This is a genomic window from Bradyrhizobium sp. USDA 4473 (assembly GCF_054063335.1).
In genome coordinates this window covers 2,933,801-2,956,037 of the sequence record NZ_JBSSGE010000001.1, presented here as the reverse complement: position 1 = coordinate 2,956,037, position 22,237 = coordinate 2,933,801, and the positions used below count along the sequence as shown (strand labels likewise).

Here is a 22,237-nt window from a genome sequence, read left to right as displayed (position 1 = left end):
TCTCCTCAAGACCACGGCGATTCAAACCTTCCCGGCCTGCCTCTCCCTCTGAGCCCTCGCTCATAAGAATGGGGACCGGCGCTGAGCACCGGTCCCCAAGCAACCGCGGGGCGGCCGGAGCCGTCCCGCTCTGTGATGTCACTCAGCCGCGTCGAGCTGCTGCGGATGTTCGTCGCCGCCTTTCTCCTGATCCTCCTGGTCGGCGAGGAATTCAGGCAGCGAGCCCGGTTCGCCCTCCTGCTCCACTGGCGCCACATCGGGATCCGCAAGACGCAGCGGCTCCGGCAACCAACCCGAGCCATCGAGAAGCCGCTCGGCCTCCTTGGCCATGTCGGCCTTCTTCAGATGGTCGATCAGTTGTGCTGACGACTCGCCCTTGGCTTCCCGCACCGCCTCCAGAATTCGCGGCTTGGTGACCCGGCCGAGATAGTTGTCGACGGTCGGTCGCCAGCCAGCCTGCACCAAGTCGAGCCCGACCGCGCGCGCCAGCACATCGGCCTGGTCGAGACGCGTTCGGACTCCGTGAGCGGAGACACGACCCTGATTGTAGCGGTTGGCTGGCTCATAGATGGCGTTGACTGCAAATGAGGCACAGTGGGCGAACAGTGATGCCTGTGCACCGCCATCGAGAGCCGTCAGCGCATCCCAGAGATCGTTCTCGCTCTTCGGCAATCGTGCCTTCCAAGCCTCATGCCGCGCCTCGACAGCCTTGGCCGAGATGCTTTCCCTAAGCCCAGGAGCTTGAGCGGGAAAGTTCGGCGTGCGAAGGCCTATCTCAAGACAGCTCCCAGACGATGCGAACCGATAAAAGGCCGTCAGCACGAAGTTGTGCAGTACCGCCTGGAATGCGACCGCTGGATTTTCCGCCAGCGCATCGCGCAATGCCAGCGTCCGATGCGCCGTCAGCTCGGTGATGAGCCGATCCGGGAGAGGTCTGGCCGCGTCCTCATCATCCTCTTCGGCATCAGGAGCACTACCCGCGACCGCGATCACCGTTCGCTGGACGGAAGGGCACACTTCTGGACCTTCGGTCGACGACGCATCGGCGCCCTGCCCGACATCAGGGTCAGTTGCCGGCACCTCGTCCTCCGGCCGGACGTAACCCCGGTCAACCGAGAGGCGTCCTTCGGAGTCGATGCTGATGAAGACTCCAGCTCGAGCGAGCTCGGTCGGATCATAGAGCATCGGCCGCTCTTCGAATGCCGCCAGCGCCGCCTCGATTTCGCCGAGGCGCTGATCGATCTCGTCGGGCGGTTCATCCGCATCCTGGTAATCGGCCTCAAGCTTGGCCTGCTCGGCGTTCAAGGCCTCGATGGTGGCCTGCTCCTCAGGCGAGAGATCGACAGGTTTGCCTTTGATTTCTCGTAGCCCTTGGGTGTGACCGTAGGAGAACTCTACGGCGACTGAGATCCACTTCCAGCCTTCAGCAGCAATCGTCTCGGCTTCGGCTTTGAGCCTTTCGGTGACGAGGCGGTCGAGCAACACGACATCCTGAAGCCAGCCGCCGTCGTCGTGCTCGAACAAATCCCGCAGAACGCCACCACCCGCGCGCTGATAGGCATCGAGGCCCACAAACTGCGCCCGGCGATCGGACCCGCGCACGGTGTTCTCGGTGAGCAGCCGGCGGATCTGGTAAGGCTCGTCATAGCCGGAACGGCTGACGTTCTCCCAGACTTGCTCCTGGCGGGCGTGATCGGCCATGACCGAGAATGCCATGAGCTGCTCGAGCGTCATGCCGTCTCCGGCATAGACCTCATGCAGCTTCGGCGAGACCGACGCCAGCCGCAGCCGCTGCTTGACGATTGTCGGCGTCACGAAATGCCGTGCGGCGATCTCCTCTTCGCTCATACCGCCATCGCGGAGGATCTGGAAGGCGCGGAATTGATCGAGTGGATGCAGGCCGATGCGCTCGTCGTTTTCCGCAAGTGAGTCGTCCTCGGCGATACCGCCAGCCCTGACCACACAGGGGACCGCTTGGGTCTTCGCCATGCGTTTCTGCTTCACTAACAGTTCAAGGGCGCGATACCGCCGCCCGCCCGCAGGAACCTCGAACATGCCGGTCTCCATGCCGTCGGCATCGACGACGGCACGGACGCTGAGGCTTTGTAGCAAGGTACGCTGCGCAATGCTCTCGGCCAGTTGCTCGATCGAGACGCCGGCCTTGACCCGGCGAACATTGGACTGGCTCAAGACCAGCTTGTTAAAGGGAATGTCCCGGGATGGACTGAGTTTAATCTTCTGAACGGCGCTAGCCATTGTCGGATTCTCCGCGACGGGCGGCCGAAAGACTCTCTCTCGACCTCCAACCCGTCACGAACTGCACCGCCCGTCCTCTCACTCTCTGAGGCCCAGCCCCGAAGGCAAGCCGCAACAGCCGGCGGACGCATTACGCGCCTCCTCGTCGCCCTCGTCGACAGAGGCCATCGGCGCACTGCAGCCGTTGGCCTTCAGGGTATTTCAGCTGACCAGCCCGGCACTCGCCGGCGAACGAGGGTGATGCGGCGCGGGCTGCACCCGGCACAGGGAGATATAGCGCTTCTCGGACCTGCCTCGGATGCGTTGCTCGGCATGCTTCCAGCAGCCCTGGTCGACACCAAGGTATCATAGACACCGTCGACCAGCGAACGATACTGCTCGCTCAGGGATCGATATGGTTGCACAGCTTCTCGTTTCAATCGTGGACGACGACGATTCAGTGCGCGAGTCGCTGCCAGATCTGCTGGCGGCTCGAGGATATAATGTTGAGGCATTTGTTTCGGCTGAAGAGTTTCTGGCGTCATCGGCGGTCGAAAGGACGAGCTGTCTTATTCTGGATGTTTCAATGCCTGGAATGACCGGACCTGAATTGCAAGATGTGCTGAACAAGCAAAGGCGACCGATTCCGATCATTTTCATCACGGCCCTGCCCGACGAAGCTCTATTTGCTCGGCTCGTTAGTCGGGGCGGAGTCGGGTGTCTGACGAAACCTTTTAGCGACCAAGAATTGCGCAGGGTGCTAGATGCCGCCTTGACGGAGTGAGGATGCTGATGTGCTCCGCATCATCCATGAGACGTGGTTCGACGAGGCGGAGCGGCGAATTGTCAGGAGCGGCAATGACCGTCAGATCCGCAGACCCTTCTTGTTGAAGGATGGCGCGATGAAGAGAGGTCAGCACGCCGTTTCGGACGATTTGATACTATTCACTTCGAACGTCACTCCGGGCACCACCCAGCGGTGCATGGCGGCCCTCTTCGCGCTCGGAATAATCGTAACGTTTTTCGTTTCGGTCAGCTTTTCCGATAACGAGCCGCACCTCCTTCCAGGATTTGTTTTGGGTCTTGTGGTCTCGATGCTCCTCTGTGATATCGTGACCGCAGTATTGCTGTTCGCTCAATTTTCCATCCTGCGGTTGCCGGCCATTCTCGTTATCGCGAGCGGATACCTATTTACAGCGCTAATCCTGATCGGTTGGACCCTGACCCTTCCTGGAGTCTTCAAGCCTGGTGAGGGCGTTTTAGGCGGGCTCCAGAGCGCGGCAGGATTTTACATAGCCTGGAGGAGTGGATTCGCCGCATTCGTCATCAGCTACATTCTAATCAAAGAAAGTCGCCTCAACACGCCGCTACTTATTACGACACCAGGTGCGGTTGGATTGAGTATATCCGCTACGGTGACATTGGTGGGTACCGTCTCCTTTATCTGCATCGCCGGAGAACCGTTTCTGCCGCGAATATTGGCCGATCCAATGCACTATACTCCGCTGTATCCCTATGCCTTAGGAATGTCGAACGGATTGCTGAGCGTTGTTGCGATCGCTCTGCTCTGGTACCGCGGGCGCACCACACTCGACCTTTGGCTGATGGTGGTGATGTTCTTCTACTTCATGGATCTTCCTCTAAGCTACTACCCTTCCCCGATCCGTTACACGGACGGTTGGTACGCCGTACGGCTCATCGCATTTCTATCGAGTACTCTGGTCCTCATTCTCCTGCTTCACGAAACGACTGGAATGTATTCGAAGCTGCTGAGCGCCCTCGTTGCGCAACGTCGCGAACGGGAGGCTCGTCTCGTGACGGGTGATGCCGTCGCGGCGATGATAGCACATGAAGTGAAGCAGCCATTGACGGCGATGGTTAATCGCGCCGAAGCGGGCTTTCTCTGGCTGGATCGCCAGGACCCCAATCTCGAAAAGGCGAAGTCGGCGCTCAGACAAATAACCGCCGATGGCCATCGCGCGGGAGCCGTTATCGAACGGGTCCGCGCCAATTTCCAAAAGGAGGCCGCGGTCAGGACATCGTGCGATGTCAACGAATTGATTTTCGAGACGATGGACTTCGTACGCGGTGATCTTCAGCGGCTTCAAATAGCTGTGCAGTACGTACCCAACCCCTCGCGGCCCCAGATCCTCGGGGACCGCGTTCAGTTGCAACAAATGCTCTTGAACTTAGTCACGAATGCAATCGAGTCTATGGCATCTAAGGCGGGAGCAAGGGTTCTTTGCATAACGACTCGAGTTCGTGATGATGGCGGACTCGCAGTGTCGGTCGCAGACACGGGTACCGGAATTGCGATTGAACACATGGAACGGATTTTCAATCCGTTCTACACGACGAAGTCCGGCGGCATGGGAATGGGACTGTCGATTTGCCGTTCCATAGCTCGAGCTCACGCCGGTGATCTCTCGGTCGAACCCAATATGCCGGAGGGAGCCAAGTTCACATTCGTCTTAAACCCGACTGAATGAGATGCACTCTTATCCATCCTCTGCGGCGTGACCCGACGAGCTTGGTTCGATATTCCGGTTCCTGATCGGCTGAAGTCGATTGCGGCTCTAAAATGTCAGCCATCTTCACGAGCTCGACTCAACGAGCCGAGCTCACCGAAGTCGCTGCCGAGACAACTGCCTCGATGGCCGCACTCGTTGCTCTAACCGCCTCCGGGGCATTCACGCGGTGTCTCTCCGCGGACCAAGCCGGAATATTATAGGATACCCAAGTGACTCCCGCCTCGTCCTGCCAGACCAGCGCTTTGAGCGGCAGATCGATTCCGATGGTTTGAACCGATTGCATGAGGGGTGTGCCACCTTTCGGGCTGCCGAATATGAGCAGATCTGTAGGCTGCAATGACATTCCAACCTCCTTCGCACCCGCCGCATGGTCGATATGTGCGAAGATCGTCATACCTTTGGAGCGAACAGCATCCTTCAACCGTTCCATCGTCTCCGACGCGCCGTACGCACTCTTCACCGTCATTAACCCTTCTGCAGCCATCTTCGTCTCTCCTGCCATCCCTATCGAATACGGAGCCAACATCGACCAGGCGATCACGATCGCTCTCGGCCACCGGATACTCTTCCGGTCCATCGCTATTTCTCATTCTTACGCAAATCGAATTCGGGATCCGGGATGAATCCGTCGCGATTGGGCATTTTGATTTTCGGCAACGAGTTCCTGTCGACCTTGCCATCCGCCGGAACGATGCCGTTGAGGCTCAGGATGTAGGCAGTAACGGCATAGGTCTCTTCGGTGCTGAGCGAGCCCGGCGTCGGATAGGGCATTGCGCGGTGGATGTAGTCGAACAACGTCGTGGCATATGGCCAGAAGCTGCCGACAGTCTTGACCGGCATGTTGGAGGCCAGCGTCCCCTGTCCTCCGACGAGGCGATCCTTGATGCCACCTTGGCCGTTGTCGCCATGACAGGCCGCGCAATTGTCGGCAAAGATCTGCTTGCCCTGCACGACCGTACCGCTGCCGTCAGGCAGGCCCTTGCCGTCGGGACCGACGTCGATGTCCCATAGCTTGATCTCCTGCGGCGTCGCCGGGCGGCCGAAATCGAAGGCAAGCGCGGGGGCTGCGAGCAGACCGAGGGCTAGAATCCCGGTGCCGAGGAACTTGTTATGCGAGGACATTGCGAACCCTCCCGGCCTCGTCGATGCTCCAGGTCTGCTGCGCGTTGTAGTGAAACAGCGCGTTGGTCCCCATCGTGGCGATGAAGGACGCCCGATCGGGCTGGACGTTGCCCTTCTCGTCGGTCGAGCGGCTCATGATCTTGGTCGGCTTCCCGTCCCAGACCCAATCCATCTGGAAGCGCACCTGCGCCTTGGACAGCACCGGCTGCGTCAATTGCGCCTGCCTCCAGGTCTTGGCGCCGTCGGTCGAGATCTCGACGTTGGCGATCTTGCCGTGGCCGCTCCAGGCAAATCCGGAGATGCGATTGTAGCCCGGCTGGATCTGCATCATGCCCGACGGCTGCGTGATGACGGAGTTGGTCTCCATCCGCAGCTGGAACTGCCGCGCCTTGCCGTCGGCCAGCAGTTGCGTGTATCGCGCCGTCTCCCACCGGGTCATCCAGGGCGCCGCGCCAAACTTGAGGCGGCGCAGCCATTTGATGTTGAGATTGCCCTCGAAGCCCGGCATCAGCAGACGCATCGGAAATCCGTGCGCCGGCCGCAGCGGTTCGCCATTCTGCCCGTAGGCGACGAACGCCTCGTTCATGATCTCGTCGGTCAGCGGAATGCTGCGGTCGACTCCTGCGCCGTCGCCGCCCTCTGCCAGCATCCAGGTGGCTTCCTTGTCCTTCGCTACGAGGTCGATCAGGAACTTCAGAGGCACGCCGGTCCATTCATTGGTACTGACAAGACCGTGAGTGTTCTGCACGGTCACATCAGGATCTGCCTTCTTCCAGTTTTCCCAGCCATTGCCGGTGCATTCAATGAAGACGATGCGCGTGATCGACGGCATACGCTTGAGATCGTCGACGCTGAACACCAGCGGCTTGCCGACCATGCCATGGATCAACAAACGGTGCTGCGCCGGATCGATGTCGGGCACGCCGGAATGGCTACGCTCGTAGTGCAGATCGGTTGGCGTGATGTTGCCGACCAGTTTCTGGTGGGGCGTCTTGGAATTGATGGCATCGCTTGGATCGATGTTCCTCTTCCCCGGTGTGGACTCCGGAATACGGTCGAGCTTCGCGAAGCGGGAGCGTTCGCTATGCGCGCTCAGATCGGCGCCGGGGCCGCGATCGGGCACGTCGGCCAACGTTTCGGCAGAGGCGGTACTAGCGACGGCTGCTCCGGCAGCTCCCGCCGTCGCCGTCAAGAACCACCGGCGCGAATGCACCTCGTCTCTGTAATCTTTCGGCATCGCCAGACTCTCCCTAAGGGTTGATTTCTCGGCGGATCAGTCGAAGACCTGGTAGGTCGCGACGGCCGCCACGAGCAGAATGAGAAGCGCAGAGACGACAGAACCCGTGCGAATAGCCCTCAACGCATGCGGTTCGGTGTCGTCCAGCAGACGGCTGTTACGTGCGAAGCGCAGCGTCTGGATCGCTATCAGCGCGACCCCACCGGCGATGATGGCGATGCTCTCGTGGGGACCCAAATGACTGGATATTCGTTCCAGTTGCGCTCTGCGCAGGGTGTCGGTGGTTTCGGAAATCGCCAGCGTCCGAATGAACAGATCGAATTTCTCCACCACGATGCCGAATGACATGATGGCGATTCCGGTTCGAACCCACGCGAGGAAGGTTCGCTCGTTGGCCGCATGGTCGCTGTAAGCCCGGATCATGATCATTCCCTCTCCTCGGCTGCCGACGTCTTTCTCGTGGCGCTTGCCGTGGCGGCGCTGAGTGGTGCGGCCATGGCGTCCATTTCTGGTCCGACGCTCTCGTTGTCGTCCGGCTTTTCGGCCGGCAGCAGCGAGGGCGGTTCGTCGTACCCTCCGCGGCTGCTGTAGAAGACAAGTCCCATGAGGCCGAGACCGACGGCTAAGGAGAACAGGACCCCGAGCGCGAGCGCGACATACCCGGAAGCAGGAACGTCGGCGCCGCTTCCTGACGACCACCCGAGGACTGCGATCACCAGCGTCGCGGCAAGCAGCAGCAGGAGCACGATCAAGATGGTCCAGCTACCGGCCGTCATCGCTTCCGTGTTCGGTTCGTCGTGCGAGTTTGTCTTGCTTTCCGGGGGCATGATGCTTTTTCCTTCGGAGTTCGCTGATGTCATGGCGCGAACCTCGTGAAGACGAAGTCGTGGTCCTTCACGTTAGCCTGGTGGCAGCCGAAGCAGGTCTCATGCTGAGCTCTGTCCACCGGCTCGCCGTCCACGAACCGGCCAAAGCCCCATCCTCCCGTGGAGGCGTATCTTTTCGAGTCTTTGACCATGATCTGGACCGTCGTCGCATGGCCCGGCACGAACGCTCCACCAAACTCCGGGGAAGGCACGCGCTTCCAAGCGAGCTTGACTAATATCGTCCCGTCCGGAAATGGAAGCGTCCCGTCTCGATATGCCTTGACGGAGTTTGCATTTCCGAGGATCGCGCGGAGTTCGTTGAAGCTGCCGTCCTCGTGAGAAGGCGCGATCATCTCCCAGTGGCGATAACCTTCGGGGATCGTCACGCCGAAGATCGGAGAACCCTCTCCGTCCGCGTGACCCGCCGTGGACGGCATCGCCAGGAATGCTGCCAGTGAGAGAAAGCAGAGACTCCTATTCATCGACTTCGGCCCTTCAAAACGTGAGGTCTCTTTTCGCGAAACGCCGGAAGGCCCGGGCGACAAGCCCGGGCCGGGGCTTGTCACTGCACGGCAACTTTCCGCTTCGTTTCGGTGGCGACCTTGCGCTTGAGGAAATCGCGGATGAGCGGCACCACCTCGTCAGCCTTGTCCTCGAGCACGAAATGACCGGTGTCGATTAGGTGAAACTCGACCTCGGGAAGATCGCGCTTGTAGGGATACGCACCGTCGGCAGGAAAGATCTTGTCGTTCTTGCCCCAGACGATAAGCGTAGGCGGTTGGTACTTGCGAAAGTAAGCCTGCACCGCGGGATAGAGCGGGACATTGGTGCGGTAGTCGTAGAAGAGATCCATCTGGATCTCTTCATTGCCGGGCCGGTCCAGCAAAGCCTGGTCGTGAATCCAATTGTCCGGAGAGACGCGGCTAGTATCGGACACGCCGTCGGTGTACTGGAATATCGTCGTCTCCGGCGAGACCAGGGAGTACAATGCCTTTCGATGCGCCTCCGAATGATCTGACCAGTAGGCCTTGATCGGATCCCAGAACTCCCTCAGACCTTCGTTGTAGGCGTTTCCGTTCTGTACGATCAGGCCACTGACCCGCTCTGGATGCTTGAGCGCCAGCCGCCAGCCGACGGGCGCGCCGTAGTCCATGACGTACATTGCGTACTTGGCGACGCCGAGTTGATCGAGCAGCCCGTCGACGAGCTCGCCGTAGCGGTCGAACGTGTAGTTGAACTTAGCGCGGTCCGGCGACTCGCTCTGTCCGTAGCCGGGGTAGTCCGGCGCGATGACGTGGTAGCGGTCGGCGAGGGCAGGCATCAGGTTGCGGAACATGTGCGAGGACGTCGGAAAGCCGTGCAGCAGGAGGACCACCGGAGCGTCCTTTGGACCGCTCTCGCGGTAGAAGATCTTCACGCCGTCGATCTCTTTGGTCCGATAGTGCGTGACGCTGCTCGCGGACGCGATCGCAGGCGCCCCGCGAGTCAATTCCGCCGATTTCGCCTCGAGAGACATCGCACCGAGCGCGAGTGTCGCTCCCAAAAACAGGCCCCCCGCCTTGAGTGGGGAGAACTTGTAGCTTGCCCTATAACTCTGCATTTTGACCTCCAAGTTGTTAGCGTCGTGGAAGAGCGGTCGATAGATTTCACCGACCGACCGGCTAGACTCCGTGGTAGACAAGCCGCGTGAAAAACCCTGGATCGATAAGAAACTGGCCGTAACGCTCGTCGTAGGCGGCCGTTGGCTTCGCCGCGACGACTTCGTCGCGGGACATTCCCTTCTTCTTGAGTCTGGCGACCGCGTCGCGGATCGCGACTAGCATGTCGCGCCATTCCTGCAGCTCGGCACGATTACTGATGGGTCTGCCGTGACCAGTAATTATGATCGTGTCCTTGGTCGCCGCCGCAAGGTTGGCGTCCGATGCGGCGATCATCCCGTCGATGCTGCCGCCGGTCGAATAGTCGATGAATGGATAGATGCCGCTCCAGAAGGTATCGGCAACATGCATGACATCGGCTTCACCGAAGGTGGTGGAGATGTCGCTGTCGGTGTGCGCCGCGCCGTAGTATTTCAATAGGATGGAGGCGCCGTTGAGCTTCAGGGTCTTCTCGGTCGCGAAGACTTCCGTTGGAACTCCGCCCTCTGGCAGCGGAAGAAAGTTGTAGTCCCAATCTTCGACGCGCTGGAGCTCGGCGAGATGCTTGCGCGTGTTTTCGTGAGCAAGAATGACAGCGCCGCTCTCGTTTAGCCAGGTATTCCCATCAGTGTGGTCGAAATGCCAATGCGAGTTGACCAGATGCGTGATTGGTGCGTCGCTGACGGACGCGAGGGCCTTAGTCAACTGCGGTCGCGACACGCCGATCCCGGCGTCGATCAGCAATTTGCCGTCCTTGCCGGTGAGAACGGCAATGTTCCCGCCGGATCCCTCAAGCACGCTGATGTTGCCGCGCACCTTGTGGATAGCGATCGGCGATGCCGCCGCGCTGTCCTTGATGAGGCTCACGATGCCCCTGGCTTCGGCGAACGCTTGCCGTGGCGTCAACCATCCGCCCGCCGCGATCGCGGCGCCGCCCAAGCAACACAGGCAAAACCCGCGGCGCGACATCGTTTTCTGAGTTCGCTGCTCCATAACCGTCCTCGCTTCACTCTGTTCGTGTCGAGTTCGCATTGATCTCAAAGTCCGATCTTCCGCGGCGGGCATGTTACGCCCGCCGCTCTCTGATCGACCTGGTTCAGCCTCGAATGAAGGCAAGGAGATCGCTGTTGAGCTGATCCTTGTGCGTGGCGAAGAGACCATGCGGCGCGCCGGGGTAGACCTTCAAAGTCGCCTCCTTGATAAGCTTCGAGGACAGCAGCGCCGAATCCGCGATGGGAACGATCTGATCGTCATCGCCATGCAGCACCAAGGTCGGGACGTCGATCTTCTTGAGGTCGGCCGTGAGATCCGTTTCCGAGAAGGCCTTGATGCAGTCGTACGCTCCCTTTTCTCCGGCCTGCATCGACCACAGCCAGAAACTGTCCTTGATTCCGCGAGACACCTTCGAATCGGGGCGGTTTGCGCCGTAGAAAGGAAGGCTGAGGTCCTGGTAATACTGCGATCGGTCCCCCTTCACCCCCGCCCGGATCTGGTCGAACACCTCGATCGGCAGTCCTCCGGGATTTGCCGGCGTCTTGAGCATCAAGGGCGGGATGGCGGACACGAGCACGGCCTTGACCACGCGCTTGGTCCCATGCCGACCGATATAGCGTGTCACCTCGCCGCCTCCGGTTGAGTGACCGACCATGACGGTCTGCTTGAGATCGAGCGCATCCATGAGCTCCGCCAGGTCATCGGCGTAGGTGTCGAGATTGTTGCCCTCCCACGATTGTCCCGAGCGGCCGTGCCCTCGGCGGTCGTGAGCGATGCAGCGAAAGCCGTTGGAAGCCAGGAAGAGCATCTGGTCGTCCCACGCATCCGCGTTGAGCGGCCATCCGTGCGAGAAGGTGATCGGTTGGCCCTTGCCCCAGTCCTTGTAGTGGATCGTCGTGCCGTCTTTGGTCGTAATGGTGCTCATGGTCTTCGTCCTCATTTGGGTTGCGGTGCGGGGGGTGGTCGGCGTTCGGTCAGCTCACGTCCTTCATGAAGCCGAGGAGATCGCCGTTGAATTGATCCTTATGGGTGAGCGTCAGCCCGTGCGGTGCGCCCGGATAGATCTTCAGGCTCGCCTTTCGGATCATCTTCGATGAGAGCAGGGCCGAGTTTGCGATCGGAACGTTTTGGTCGTCCTCGCCATGAACGATGAGCGTCGGAACATCGAACCGCTGCAGGTCGGTCGTGAAGTCGGTCTCCGAGAAAGCCTTGATGCCCTCGTACGACGCCCGCAGTCCGACCTGCATGCAGCTAAGCCAGAACGCATCCTTGGCCCCTTGCGAGACCTTCGAGCCCGGCCTGTTGGCCCCATAGAAGGGCCCGTCGCCGAGATTTCGGTAGAATTGCGCGCGGTCGGTGGCCACGGCCGACCGGATGTTGTCGAACACCTCGATCGGCACGCCGCCCGGATTGGCCGAAGTCTTCAGCATCAATGGCGGAATGGCCGAGACTAGCACCATCTTCGCGACACGATTGGTTCCGAATCGACCGACGTAGCGCGTGATGTCTCCGCCGCCCGCCGAGTGCCCTACCAGAGTGACCTGCTCGAGGCGCAGCGTCTCTATGAGATCAGCCAGGTCGCTGGCAAAAGTGTCGTAGTCGTTTCCGTCCCACGGTTGCCCCGATCGTCCATGCCCGCGCCGGTCGTACGCGATGCAACGGAAGCCATGCGAAGCCATGAAGAACATCTGGTCGTCCCAAGCGTCCGCATTAAGCGGCCAGCCGTGACTGAAAATGACGGTCGGACCCTTGCCCCAATCCTTGTAGAAGATTTCGGTGCCGTCCTTCGTCTTGATGGCGCGCCCCGCCTGGCGGTCCATCGCGGCGATCTCTCGCGGCCGAGCCGCAAGCGGTGCATGTCCAATCAGCGCCAGCGCCGATGCGCTGGCCACTCCCCCGATCAGGACGCTGCGACGGGACGCAAGTTTCGACCCGATCGTCCGGTTGTTCTGATGTGTCATATTGAGTACTCCTGTGGTGCGTGTCTTCACGCGATGGGGACGTAGCGGTAGGCGTTCCCATGAACTTCGACGAACCCCAGCCCTGGATACGTCCAGTGGAATCCCAAGAGCTTTGTCTTGTCGGTCGATGCCCGATCGAGCAGCCGTCGCCTATTGCGGACGGCTAGTTCAGGAATGCTGTCGTAACCGAAGTGCCAGTCGGGGTGCTCGACGCCGACGACCTCGCTGGTCGCTGCGTCTGCAGCGATGATGAGTCCGCCGTCCCCTGCGAGCTCGAACGATAGGTGCCCCGGCGTATGGCCGGCGGCGTCGATTGCACGGATGCCCCAGATAACATCGTCCCCGGGCTTGAGCATGACCGCCCGGTCCCGGACCGCGCCCAGATCACGCTGCGCGCCCCTGCCGAAATCGTGAATTCCCTCCGGAGCCTTGCTGAAGAAGTCCGGGTCCATCCAGTAGTCCCACTCCGCAGCGCCAACGAAGTAAGTGGCGTTCGGAAACAAGAGTGATCCGTCGGATGCGAGAGTGGCGCCCGTGTGGTCCGGATGCGCGTGCGTGAAGACAACTTTTGTCACCGCATCCGGATCGAGGCCGGCCGACAGCAGATTATCGAAGAACCGCCCGTCCGTTGCCTGGTATCTGTCGCCGCCGCCGACATCGAACAGGATCACTTCGTCCCGATAGCGCAACACGGGGATATTGGTCGGCGCGCGGACTGTGTCTCCCACAATATCCAGACGCTCGAGAACCTCACTTCGCTGCCTCGGCGCGACTGCTGGAGTAAAAATCTCTTCCGGGATTTCAAGATATCCGTCGCTGACGATGCTGATCTCGAACTCGCCGTGCTCGAACGCGAAGAAGCCCGACGAGGTGTTGGGACGGACTTCGCGAGGTGACTTCGATCCTCGCAAGGATACGGCTGCCCTAGGGCGATCGAGGTTCTGAATGTCAAAGCTCATCGACGATCTCCAACTCGCATGCTTGGTTGCTGCGATCGTGCAACCGATGATGCGAACATGATCTGACGTGCGCCGATGATCCATTGCACGAAGGTGTCGGTGATACCTTCGGATTGGTTGATGCCGTTCGATTTCGAAAAGAGACGATAACGACGAAAAGCACGCCGTCGATACCATCGTGCAATGGATTCCGAGCCATACGTGCTGCAGTTGTGGCGAAGCACGTCGATCGGCGTGGCATGCTCCACAACCGATCAGCCAAAAGCCTTTCGAAGGAGGCCACCTTGTCGGAGGATGCGATGTTCAGGAATTTGGAGATTAGCGCCACCAGGCAAAGCCTCGCTTTGCCGCCGAACAGCGACGAACTGGTCCTCCTGCGGGAGACCAATCATCGTTTCGCCAACACTCTGACGGTTCTTGCCTTCGCCCTTCGGCGCGAGTTCGCGACTTCGATCTCGGCCGAGACCCGGCGCTCATTTGAGCGATGCGAAGCGAGGATCGCGGCGTTCGGAATGCTGCACAGGTCCCTGGTCGTCGGTGGCCTCCAAGGCAAGATCTCGCTTTCCGACTACATGGAGGAATTGTGCAAGGCCCTATCTGAGGCGCTACTGAGACCGATGGGCGTCAGGTGCGAACTCCTCTCGGAAGTCGGCGAGATGCCGGCCGAACGTTGCGAGAGGCTCGGGCTGATCGTCGCCGAACTCGTGACGAATGCCGCCCGCCACGCTTTCAGCGGGCGAGACAGCGGCACGGTCCGCGTAAGTATCTTCGAAAACGGCGCCTCCCTGGTCTGCATCGTCTCCGACGACGGACGGGGAATGGGCATCGCCTCCGGCGGCGCCGGCTCGCGGATTCTGAATCAGCTGGTGCACGCGATTGGCGGCGAAATGATCGTCAGGTCCGGACCAGCGGGAACATCGGTCGTCGTGACGTCGAACTTAATGGAAGTCTGAACATACGCTTGGCGAAACCGTCGATCGCACAAGCTTGGACTTGAAGACGGTCACTTCTTCCCAACTCTTGGATGCAGCAACGGAGAGACGACATGGACCACCAAAAGACGGCTTCACCCACACCTGCAGATCGGATCGGCTCCAACAGGCTGGCCGGTAAAATCGCCCTGATAACGGGAGGCAGCAGCGGTATTGGCCTGGCGACGGCGAAATTGTTCGTCGCGGAAGGAGCATACGTGTTCATCACCGGACGACGCCGGGAGGAGCTCGACATCGCTTCGGCCGCTCTCGGCCCTAATGCGATGGCAATCCAGGAAGACATCGCACGGATTCCGGATATAGACCGCACCATCGATACGATACGCTCCCAAAAAGGGAAGCTCGACATCCTTTTCGCCAACGCCGGCATCGGCGAATTCGCACCTATCGGCTCCATCAGCGAGAGCCATTTCGACAAGACGTTCGCCGTCAACGTCAAGGGCACGCTCTTCACCGTTCAGAAGTCACTCACTTTGATGCCGGATGGTTCGTCGATCGTGATCAACGCGTCCATCACGGGCGTGAAGGGGCTGCCGGCGTTCAGCGTGTATGCAGCGAGTAAGGCGGCACTGCGTGCGCTGGCGCGAGGCTGGATCGTGGATCTCAAGGAAAGACGAATCCGCGTCAATGTTGTCAGTCCGGGCACGGTGCCGACCCCCGGCTATGACGGTCTCGGACTGACGCCGCAAGAGATGCCGAACTTCATTCAGGCGGCGGCCGATGCGACCCCTCTCGGGCGGGTCGGGACGCCGGAGGAGATCGCGAATGCCGTGCTCTTCCTCGCTTCATCGGAAAGCAGCTACGTCAATGGCGTCGAGCTCTTCGTGGACGGAGGTTTTGCGCAGATCTGACGCATCGGTCGCAAAGTCCCCGGGAGCGACGGTCGTCGATGTCGATGGTCGTCCCCTCCCTTTTCGTTGTCAGACCGATCCCGTCGTCGACTTGACCGTCAGCTGCCACCGAGACCTGAGCGGGATCCAGCAAAGGGGACCGGAGCCGCCGAAGGATCCGGGTGACGGGACGATGCGACTTGATTTGGGCTCTCGTCTCTTCTCGTACTCGCCGGAAAGTGCGAGCATCGCCATCGGCGATGGGATTAATTCTGCCGACTTTTCTGCTGCAGCTTGGAGCCCATGATCACAAGATCCGCCAAGGATCGCGCCCTCATTTTTCGCATCATCTTGCCTCGGTGAGCCTTTACGGTGATCTCGCTGATCCCGAGTTCGTAGCCCACTTGCTTGTTCAACAGGCCCTTCACCACCAGTGCCATCACTTCCTGCTCACGGGGGCTGAGCGAGCAATGGCGTTCATGCAATTCGCGCAACTCCGCGTCACCACCCATCGCGGAATAGCTGCGCGCGAGTGCCAGTTCGATCGCCCCGAATAGGTCGCCATGACAGAAGGGCTTGATCAGAAACTCCATCGCGCCGGCCTTCATCGCTTTAACGGACATGGGTACGTCGCCGTGGCCGGTGATGAAGATGATTGGGATGCCGATCCCCTGGCTTACCAGGTGCTTCTGAAGCTCCAGTCCACTGAGCCCAGGGAGACTGACGTCGAGCACTAAGCAGCTCGGAACGGGGTCCTGCGGACGCGAGAGAAACTCTTGTGCCGTGGCGAACGTTTCCGTTTCCCAGCCTCTCGTGCTGATCAGCTCTTCGAGAGAGTCTCGGACCGACGGGTCATCATCGACGACGAAGACCTTCGGTTTGGAGGGGAGAAATGAAGACCCGGCATCGACCGCGCTCGATATCGTCATGTCTCTTCCCTTTGAACGTCGATCCCGCTGGCTAAGGAAGCGGTCACCAGCTCATCAGGCCACAGACCGCGCCGCGTGGCTTTCCAAAAGACACGATATTCAACGGCCTTTTGAGCCATGATCCGCTTTCGATCGTCAGTGATCCGGACTGCGGTATTATGTGCTTTCGAAGGCGGCGAAGCAACAAGCATCATGGAGCCGCGGCGCGCCACCGATACCATGGTGTCATAGAGCCGGCCACGGTCTCTTGATACTCCTTCGGCGAGGTCGCCATTCGTCGCCGCAGGAAGGCTCACGATGCAGTTCCGCTGCCAGAAAGGTTGCGCCGAGTCGGTCAACGATGCGGAATCAGAGGGGCCACCCCTGAGTGATCTTTCCGGCCATGTACTTCAAATCATTGGCGAAGGTGACGATTTCACGCTGCTGAGGGGGCGCCGATCCCCGGATGGTCGCCGAGTCCTGGTTCGGAAGCCGCGCAGCGCCACGCACAACCCCGACTTGGTGAAGCAGCTAGGGAACGAGTTTTCTATTGCCGGCGACCTCGATTCCGCATGGGCGGTCTGTCCCGTCGAGCTTGTGCGAGGCGAAGAAGGACCGGCACTCATCCTCGATGACCCCGGCGGCATGCCGCTTAATGAGCGGCTTGGCAAGTCTCTCGAACTATCTGCTTTTCTTCGGCTTGCGGTAAGCTTGGCGGAAGCGCTTCGGCAGATACACCTGGCCGGCATCATTCATAAGGACATCAATCCTGCCAACCTGCTGGTGGACGAAAAGGATATCGTTCGCGTCATGGGTTTTGGCATCGCATCGCGCTTGACGCGCGAGCGACGTATGGCCTCTTCGGTCGATGCCATCGCGGGCACATTGGCCTACATAGCGCCGGAACAGACCGGTCGGATGAACCGGTCGGTAGATATTCGCAGCGATCTGTACTCCATGGGCGTCACCCTCTACGAGATGCTCACCGGACGCCTACCGTTCGAGGCGGCTGACGCGGTCGAATGGATCCACTGTCACATCGCCCGACAGCCGCTCCGACCTGACGTTCAGATCGATGGCGTGCCCGCCCCCGTCGGCGACGTCGTCATGAAGCTCCTCGCGAAAAACGCCGAGGACCGCTACCAGACCGCTTCCGGCGTTCTGGCCGATCTTCGGCGTTGCCAAGCGGATTGGCAGTCCCACCAAAGCATCGATGCCTTTTCCCCCGGCGAGAACGACGGTTTGGATCGTCTTTTCATTCCCGAGCGGCTCTACGGCCGACAATCCGACGTAGATACCCTGATCGATGCCTTCGAGAGGGTCGCCGAGGGCGGCTCAACCGAAATGATCCTGGTATCGGGCGGTCCAGGGGTCGGCAAGTCATCGGCCGTGAACGAGCTTCACAGAGCGGTCGCCACCCGCCGAGGGTCGTTCGCGCGGATCAAATTCGACCAATACAAGCGCGAGATTCCGTACGCCGCTCTGACGCAAGCGCTGCGGGATTTGGTCCAAGGCGTGCTGGGTGAGAACGACGACGAATTGGCGCGCTGGCGAACTCGGCTGATGGAGGCTCTAGGTCAAAATGCTCAATCCATCATCCGTCTGGTTCCGCAGCTGGAGCTGATCATTGGTAAACAACCGGAAGCCTCGGAGCTGTCGCCGGACGATGCACGGCTGCGTTTCAAAACGTTGATCGGTCGGTTCATCGGCGCTTTTGCGCGTTCCGAGCATCCTCTCGTTATCTTTTTCGACGATCTCCATTGGAGCGATCCGGACACCCTCGACCTGCTCAAAAATCTCTGCACTCGCAATGAATTGGGGTATCTGCTTCTCGTGGGAGCCTATCGGGACAATGAAGTAAGCTCCGACGATCACCTGACAGCAACGCTCGCAGATATCGAGGAATCGAAGGTCTCGCTACGCCGTCTCTCGTTGGCAAATCTCGCGCTTGGAGAACTCACCGAGTTGGTGGCCGGCGCATTGCGGTGTCGTCCGGAGCGCGCACGGCCGTTGGCTCAGTTGGTGCACGCGAAGACAGGCGGCAATCCCTTCTTCGTTATCCAGTTCCTCACCTCGCTGGAGCACGATGGATTGCTTGCGTTCGCGGCCGAAAAAGCGGGGTGGACATGGGACATAGGGCAAATCGCACGGAAAAGGTTTACCGACAACGTCGTCAACCTCATGGTGGCAAGATTAAATAAGTTGCCCAGTCACGTGCAGAAAGCCTTGAAGGATTTGGCCTGCATCGGCAACGGAGCGCGTGCAGATACGCTTTCTGCGCTGTACGGAGAGACGCGCGAAGCGCTGGAGGCCGCACTTTGGGAGGCGGTGCGCCTCGAGTTCGTGTCTGTGAGTGCCGACAAATACTCCTTCGTCCACGATCGGATTCAAGAAGCGGCCTATTCGTCGATTCCGGAGGCGGAGCGCGCCCATCAGCATCTCCGGACGGCGAGAGTGCTCGCTCGAACACTCTCCCAGCAAGAGGTGGACGAGAAGATCTTCGATCTCGTAGAGCAGTACAATCGTTCCGCACACCTCATCCAATCGTCCTCGGAACGCGAGCAGGTCGCTCGCTTCAATCTGACGGCCGGGATTCGCGCCAAAGCATCCACGGCCTATGCGGCGGCATTGCAATACTTCGCTGCGGGAGCCGTGGCGCTTCAGCCAGTCGAACCAGGGCCGGAAAATCACGGTTTGAACTTCAAGCTCGAATTGAACCGGGCGGAATGCGAATTCCTGACGGGAGATCACCTGGGGGCGGAGACCCGACTGGACGGTCTCGCGGGCGTGGCGAGATCCGCGGTCGATCGATCGGCGGTCGCTCGGTTGCGCATGATCTTGTATACGACTATCGACAGGATCGATGGCGCCATAGCCGTCGGTCTCGAATACCTGCTACCCGCCGGGATAGAATGGTCTCCCCATCCTTCGGACGAGGAAGTGGATGGGGACCTGTCGATAGTTTGGCGTTTGCTCGGCGAGCGGACGATCGAGGAGATGATCGATCTCCCGTTGCTGCAGGACGCCGAACTGCTTGCGACGATCGACGTGCTCGCGGACTTTCTCGCGCCCGCCTCTTTCACGGACAACAACCTTTTCTATCTGGCGGTCATTCGCATGACCAATCTCAGTCTCATGCACGGCAACTGCGACGCTTCTGCTTGCGCCTATGCGCTGCTCAGCATCGTGCTGGGATTGCGCCAAGACGATTATGAAGCGGCATTCAGATTCGGCCAACTCGGCTGCGACCTAGTGGACAAGCGCGGCTTGGACCGCTTCAAGGCCAAAGTACATACCTTCTTCGGAGCTCTCGTGCTTCCTTGGGCACGACCTTATTCGTCCGGCCGGGAGGTGCTCAGGCGCGCCGTTGAAGAGGCTTACGCATCGGGCGACCTGACGTATGCTGCCTACAGCATCAGGAGCCTTGTAGCCAATCTGCTGGCTTCCGGGACCCCCCTTGCGGAGGTGGAGTGGGAGCTCGAAGCGGCGCTGTCGTCGATGCGGGGGGCGAAATTCGGGCTGGCGATCGACTCTCTGGTCGCCCAGTTGCTCCTCGTTCGTTCGCTTCGGGGCGAACGGACAGACGTCGGTCTGTTTCCGGAAGCGGACGGCAGCGAACTGGCCTTCGAACGACGCCTCATGCAGGCCGGTACCCGTTCCGCGGTCGGAGCGGCCAGGTATTACATCTGCAAACTGCAGCAGCACTTCATGGCGGGCGAAATGCCGGAAGCCCTCGCGGCCGCGCGGAACGCTCAAGGCTTGATCTGGTCGACCGAGCACTTTCTAGAGATCGGCGAGTACCATTTCTACAGCGCCCTGACCCTGGCCGCCACCTGTGAGGAAATCCCGGGGCCGCAACGTCAAAAGCACATCGATTCGATAGAGACGCATCGGCGGCGGATCGCGAGGTGGTCGAAGGGGTGTCAGGAAAATCAGGCGCACCGCGAGGCGCTGTTGGAGGCCGAACTCGCTCGTTTACGTGGAAAAGCGAGCGAAGCGATGAAGTTGTACGAGCTCGCCATACGGTCGGCACATGAGAACGGCTTCGTTCAGAACGAGGCGATCGCGGCCGAGCTCGCTGCCCGGTACTATCGGTCATCCGGAGCCGACACCGCGGCGATGGGATATCTGAGGAGGGCCCGAACCGCCTACGAGCAATGGGGCGCAATGCCGAAGGTTAGGCAACTCGAGAAGCTCGATCCGGACGCGACAAAGCGAGAATTAGCCGAGGAAGCGCGATCCGGGCAGACCCCAGAGCATCTGGACTTGGCGGCGATCATGAAGACATCGCTCGCGGTCTCGGGCGAGATCGTCCTTGATCGCGTGATCGAGCGGATCATGGCAATTGCTCTCGAACATGCCGGAGCCGACCGGGGGCTGCTGATCCTCTCGGGCAGCGAGGATGCCCGCATCGAGGCGGAGGCTCGAGTTGTGGGCGGGGTGGTAAGGGTCGAACTTCGACACGAGACTTCCTCTCCGAACGAACTTTGCCAGCCGATCCTGCGTTATGTCCTGAGGGCCCAACAGACCGTCCTGTTGGACGATGCCTTGGAGGGTCAATTCGCCGCCGATGCCTACATCCGAGGCCAGCGCATCCGCTCGTTGATGTGCCTCCCCCTGACGAAACAATCGAGCCTGGTCGGGGCGCTGTACCTGGAAAACCGCCTGACCACGCACGCGTTCACGCCGGAACGCACCGCGGTGCTTCGCGCATTGGCCTCGCAGGCCGCCAACGCACTCGAGAACGCCCGTTTATATGCCGATCTCAAGACGACCCAGGATCGTCTGCAGGCATCTCACGACGAGATGCAGATGCTGGTCTCGGTCGTCGAAAACAGCAGCGACTTCATCGGCTATTTGCCGACAAAGGGGCGTGACGGCTACATCAATGCGGGTGGAAGGCGCATGGTGGGTATCGAACTGGACGCGGATGTCTCCAGAGTTCAGATCAGTGACCTGAGGCCGGCCGAAGAAGACGACAGATATTTGAGGGAGATTCTTCCCGCCCTTGAGCGAGACGGCCGGTGGACCGGAGAGCGGAATCTGAGACATTTCAAAACGAATGCGCCGATACCCGTCTTGCAAAATCTTTTCTATATCGTCGACAGCGCAACCGGTGAAAGAAGGGGCACAGCATCGATCTGCAAGGATCTGACGGAGCAGCGTCGGACGGATGAAGCCTTGCGGAAGGCCCAAGCCGATCTGGAGAATATCGCGCGGCGCATGACTATTGGCGAATTCGCAGCTTCCGTCGCGCACGAACTCAATCAACCCTTGATGGCGATCGTCGCGAGCGGGGAAACCTGCATGCTTCGCCTCGAGAAAAGCCCGCCGGAGGTCGAAAAGGCGCGAGCAGCCGCGCAGCGAGTCGTAAGAGATGGCCATCGTGCAAGCGAGGTGATCAAGACCATTCGCGCGTTGCTCAAGAAAGCCCCGTCGGAAGGTCAAGAGTTCGAGCCGGACCTAGCCGTCCGAGGGGTTATCGACCTGACACAAGCCCGAATCCGCAAGGAAGGCATACTGCTTGATGTCGACCTTCAGGGTACGGTCAGCTTCTTCGGAGACCGCGGCCAGTTTCAGCAGGTCGTTCTCAATCTTGTCGCCAATGCGATCGACGCAATGGTTGATGTCACGGGCCGAACCAAGATGCTTCGGATCGAGACGCGAGATATCGCAGGACACCTGAAGGTCAGCGTGGAGGACACGGGTAGGGGTCTTGACCCGGTCGATTCGAGCAAGATTTTTGACGCCTTCTTCACCACCAAGCCGGACGGTATGGGGATGGGCTTGGCGATCTGTCGGTCCATCGTCGAGATACATGGTGGACGTTTGTGGGCCGAGCCGAGGCGCTCCGGCACAAGGTTCATCTTTCAAATCCCCGTCGTGGCGGGTCTCGCGCCTGTCGGCTCTCGCGATCAGACCGTTGTTGAAGGCGGCTTGCCCGGCGGGATGCCGAAGTTTTGAAG

General features: G+C 60.1%; 19 protein-coding genes. 5 read left to right on the top strand and 14 right to left on the bottom strand.

All coding sequences use genetic code 11. The features are described 5' to 3' along the window. Positions 1–138: 138 nt before the first annotated feature. Entirely contained in the window at positions 139–2,256 is a 2,118-nt protein-coding gene (locus tag ACVW17_RS13840; RefSeq protein WP_456797247.1) for a ParB/RepB/Spo0J family partition protein, read from the bottom strand. Between the two features lie 394 nt (positions 2,257–2,650). Between ACVW17_RS13840 and ACVW17_RS13835 the strand changes: the two genes are divergently transcribed. Together ACVW17_RS13835 and ACVW17_RS13830 are read left to right on the top strand one after the other, a co-directional pair. After that, positions 2,651–3,019, top strand: coding sequence for a response regulator transcription factor (locus ACVW17_RS13835; protein ID WP_456797246.1), 369 nt, complete (start codon positions 2,651–2,653; stop codon positions 3,017–3,019). A 10-nt stretch (positions 3,020–3,029) separates the two neighbouring features. Then, a complete protein-coding gene (locus ACVW17_RS13830) occupies positions 3,030–4,724 on the top strand; it encodes an ATP-binding protein (protein WP_456797245.1) in 1,695 nt (564 codons plus the stop codon). Positions 4,725–4,842: 118 nt separating this feature from the next. On the opposite strand, the gene ACVW17_RS13825 is transcribed toward ACVW17_RS13830, so the two are convergent. The 11 genes from ACVW17_RS13825 to ACVW17_RS13775 all read right to left on the bottom strand — a co-directional run bounded on the left by ACVW17_RS13825 (position 4,843) and on the right by ACVW17_RS13775 (position 13,541). After that, the gene (locus ACVW17_RS13825; RefSeq protein WP_456797244.1) at positions 4,843–5,307 is read right to left on the bottom strand and encodes a DUF302 domain-containing protein; all 465 of its coding nucleotides are present in this window, start codon (positions 5,305–5,307) and stop codon (positions 4,843–4,845) included. A 38-nt stretch (positions 5,308–5,345) separates the two neighbouring features. Continuing rightward, on the bottom strand, positions 5,346–5,888 hold the full coding sequence (locus tag ACVW17_RS13820; RefSeq protein WP_456797243.1) for a c-type cytochrome: 543 nt from the start codon (positions 5,886–5,888) through the stop codon (positions 5,346–5,348). Next, complete coding sequence (gene soxC, locus ACVW17_RS13815) at positions 5,875–7,125, bottom strand: sulfite dehydrogenase (protein ID WP_456797242.1); 1,251 nt, start codon at positions 7,123–7,125, stop codon at positions 5,875–5,877. Before soxC ends, ACVW17_RS13820 begins: the two co-directional genes overlap by 14 nt. Before the next feature lie 36 nt (positions 7,126–7,161). Next, positions 7,162–7,554, bottom strand: a complete 393-nt coding sequence (locus ACVW17_RS13810; RefSeq protein ID WP_456797241.1) for a YidH family protein — start codon at positions 7,552–7,554, stop codon at positions 7,162–7,164. Beyond that, positions 7,551–7,985: a hypothetical protein gene (locus ACVW17_RS13805; protein WP_456797240.1), complete on the bottom strand. Its 435-nt coding sequence runs from the start codon at positions 7,983–7,985 to the stop codon at positions 7,551–7,553. Before ACVW17_RS13805 ends, ACVW17_RS13810 begins: the two co-directional genes overlap by 4 nt. Then, entirely contained in the window at positions 7,982–8,428 is a 447-nt protein-coding gene (locus ACVW17_RS13800) for a cytochrome P460 family protein (RefSeq protein WP_456798944.1), read from the bottom strand. The genes ACVW17_RS13805 and ACVW17_RS13800 overlap by 4 nt, the downstream gene beginning before the upstream one ends. A 125-nt stretch (positions 8,429–8,553) precedes the next feature. Further along, the gene (locus tag ACVW17_RS13795) at positions 8,554–9,591 is read right to left on the bottom strand and encodes an alpha/beta fold hydrolase (RefSeq protein ID WP_456797239.1); all 1,038 of its coding nucleotides are present in this window, start codon (positions 9,589–9,591) and stop codon (positions 8,554–8,556) included. 61 nt (positions 9,592–9,652) lie between these two features. Next, positions 9,653–10,621 (bottom strand): MBL fold metallo-hydrolase, encoded by a 969-nt coding sequence (locus tag ACVW17_RS13790; RefSeq protein ID WP_456797238.1) that lies wholly within the window; start codon positions 10,619–10,621, stop codon positions 9,653–9,655. A 103-nt stretch (positions 10,622–10,724) separates the two neighbouring features. Next, a complete protein-coding gene (locus ACVW17_RS13785) occupies positions 10,725–11,561 on the bottom strand; it encodes an alpha/beta fold hydrolase (protein ID WP_456797237.1) in 837 nt (278 codons plus the stop codon). A gap of 34 nt (positions 11,562–11,595) precedes the next feature. After that, positions 11,596–12,582, bottom strand: coding sequence for an alpha/beta fold hydrolase (locus ACVW17_RS13780; protein ID WP_456797236.1), 987 nt, complete (start codon positions 12,580–12,582; stop codon positions 11,596–11,598). Positions 12,583–12,608: 26 nt separating this feature from the next. Further along, on the bottom strand, positions 12,609–13,541 hold the full coding sequence (locus ACVW17_RS13775; RefSeq protein ID WP_456797235.1) for an MBL fold metallo-hydrolase: 933 nt from the start codon (positions 13,539–13,541) through the stop codon (positions 12,609–12,611). Between the two features lie 284 nt (positions 13,542–13,825). On the opposite strand from ACVW17_RS13775, the gene ACVW17_RS13770 reads away from it, so the two are divergent. Beyond that, positions 13,826–14,494 carry a sensor histidine kinase gene (locus ACVW17_RS13770; RefSeq protein WP_456797234.1) on the top strand — a complete coding sequence of 223 codons (669 nt, stop codon included), beginning with the start codon at positions 13,826–13,828 and terminating at the stop codon, positions 14,492–14,494. Positions 14,495–14,586: 92 nt separating this feature from the next. Then, a complete protein-coding gene (locus tag ACVW17_RS13765; RefSeq protein WP_456797233.1) occupies positions 14,587–15,384 on the top strand; it encodes an SDR family oxidoreductase in 798 nt (265 codons plus the stop codon). Between the two features lie 245 nt (positions 15,385–15,629). On the opposite strand, the gene ACVW17_RS13760 is transcribed toward ACVW17_RS13765, so the two are convergent. Then, on the bottom strand, positions 15,630–16,292 hold the full coding sequence (locus tag ACVW17_RS13760) for a response regulator transcription factor (protein ID WP_456797232.1): 663 nt from the start codon (positions 16,290–16,292) through the stop codon (positions 15,630–15,632). Further along, positions 16,289–16,588, bottom strand: a complete 300-nt coding sequence (locus ACVW17_RS13755) for a hypothetical protein (protein ID WP_456797231.1) — start codon at positions 16,586–16,588, stop codon at positions 16,289–16,291. Before ACVW17_RS13755 ends, ACVW17_RS13760 begins: the two co-directional genes overlap by 4 nt. A gap of 1 nt (position 16,589) precedes the next feature. Between ACVW17_RS13755 and ACVW17_RS13750 the strand changes: the two genes are divergently transcribed. Further along, on the top strand, positions 16,590–22,235 hold the full coding sequence (locus ACVW17_RS13750) for an AAA family ATPase (protein WP_456797230.1): 5,646 nt from the start codon (positions 16,590–16,592) through the stop codon (positions 22,233–22,235). Positions 22,236–22,237 lie beyond the last annotated feature (2 nt).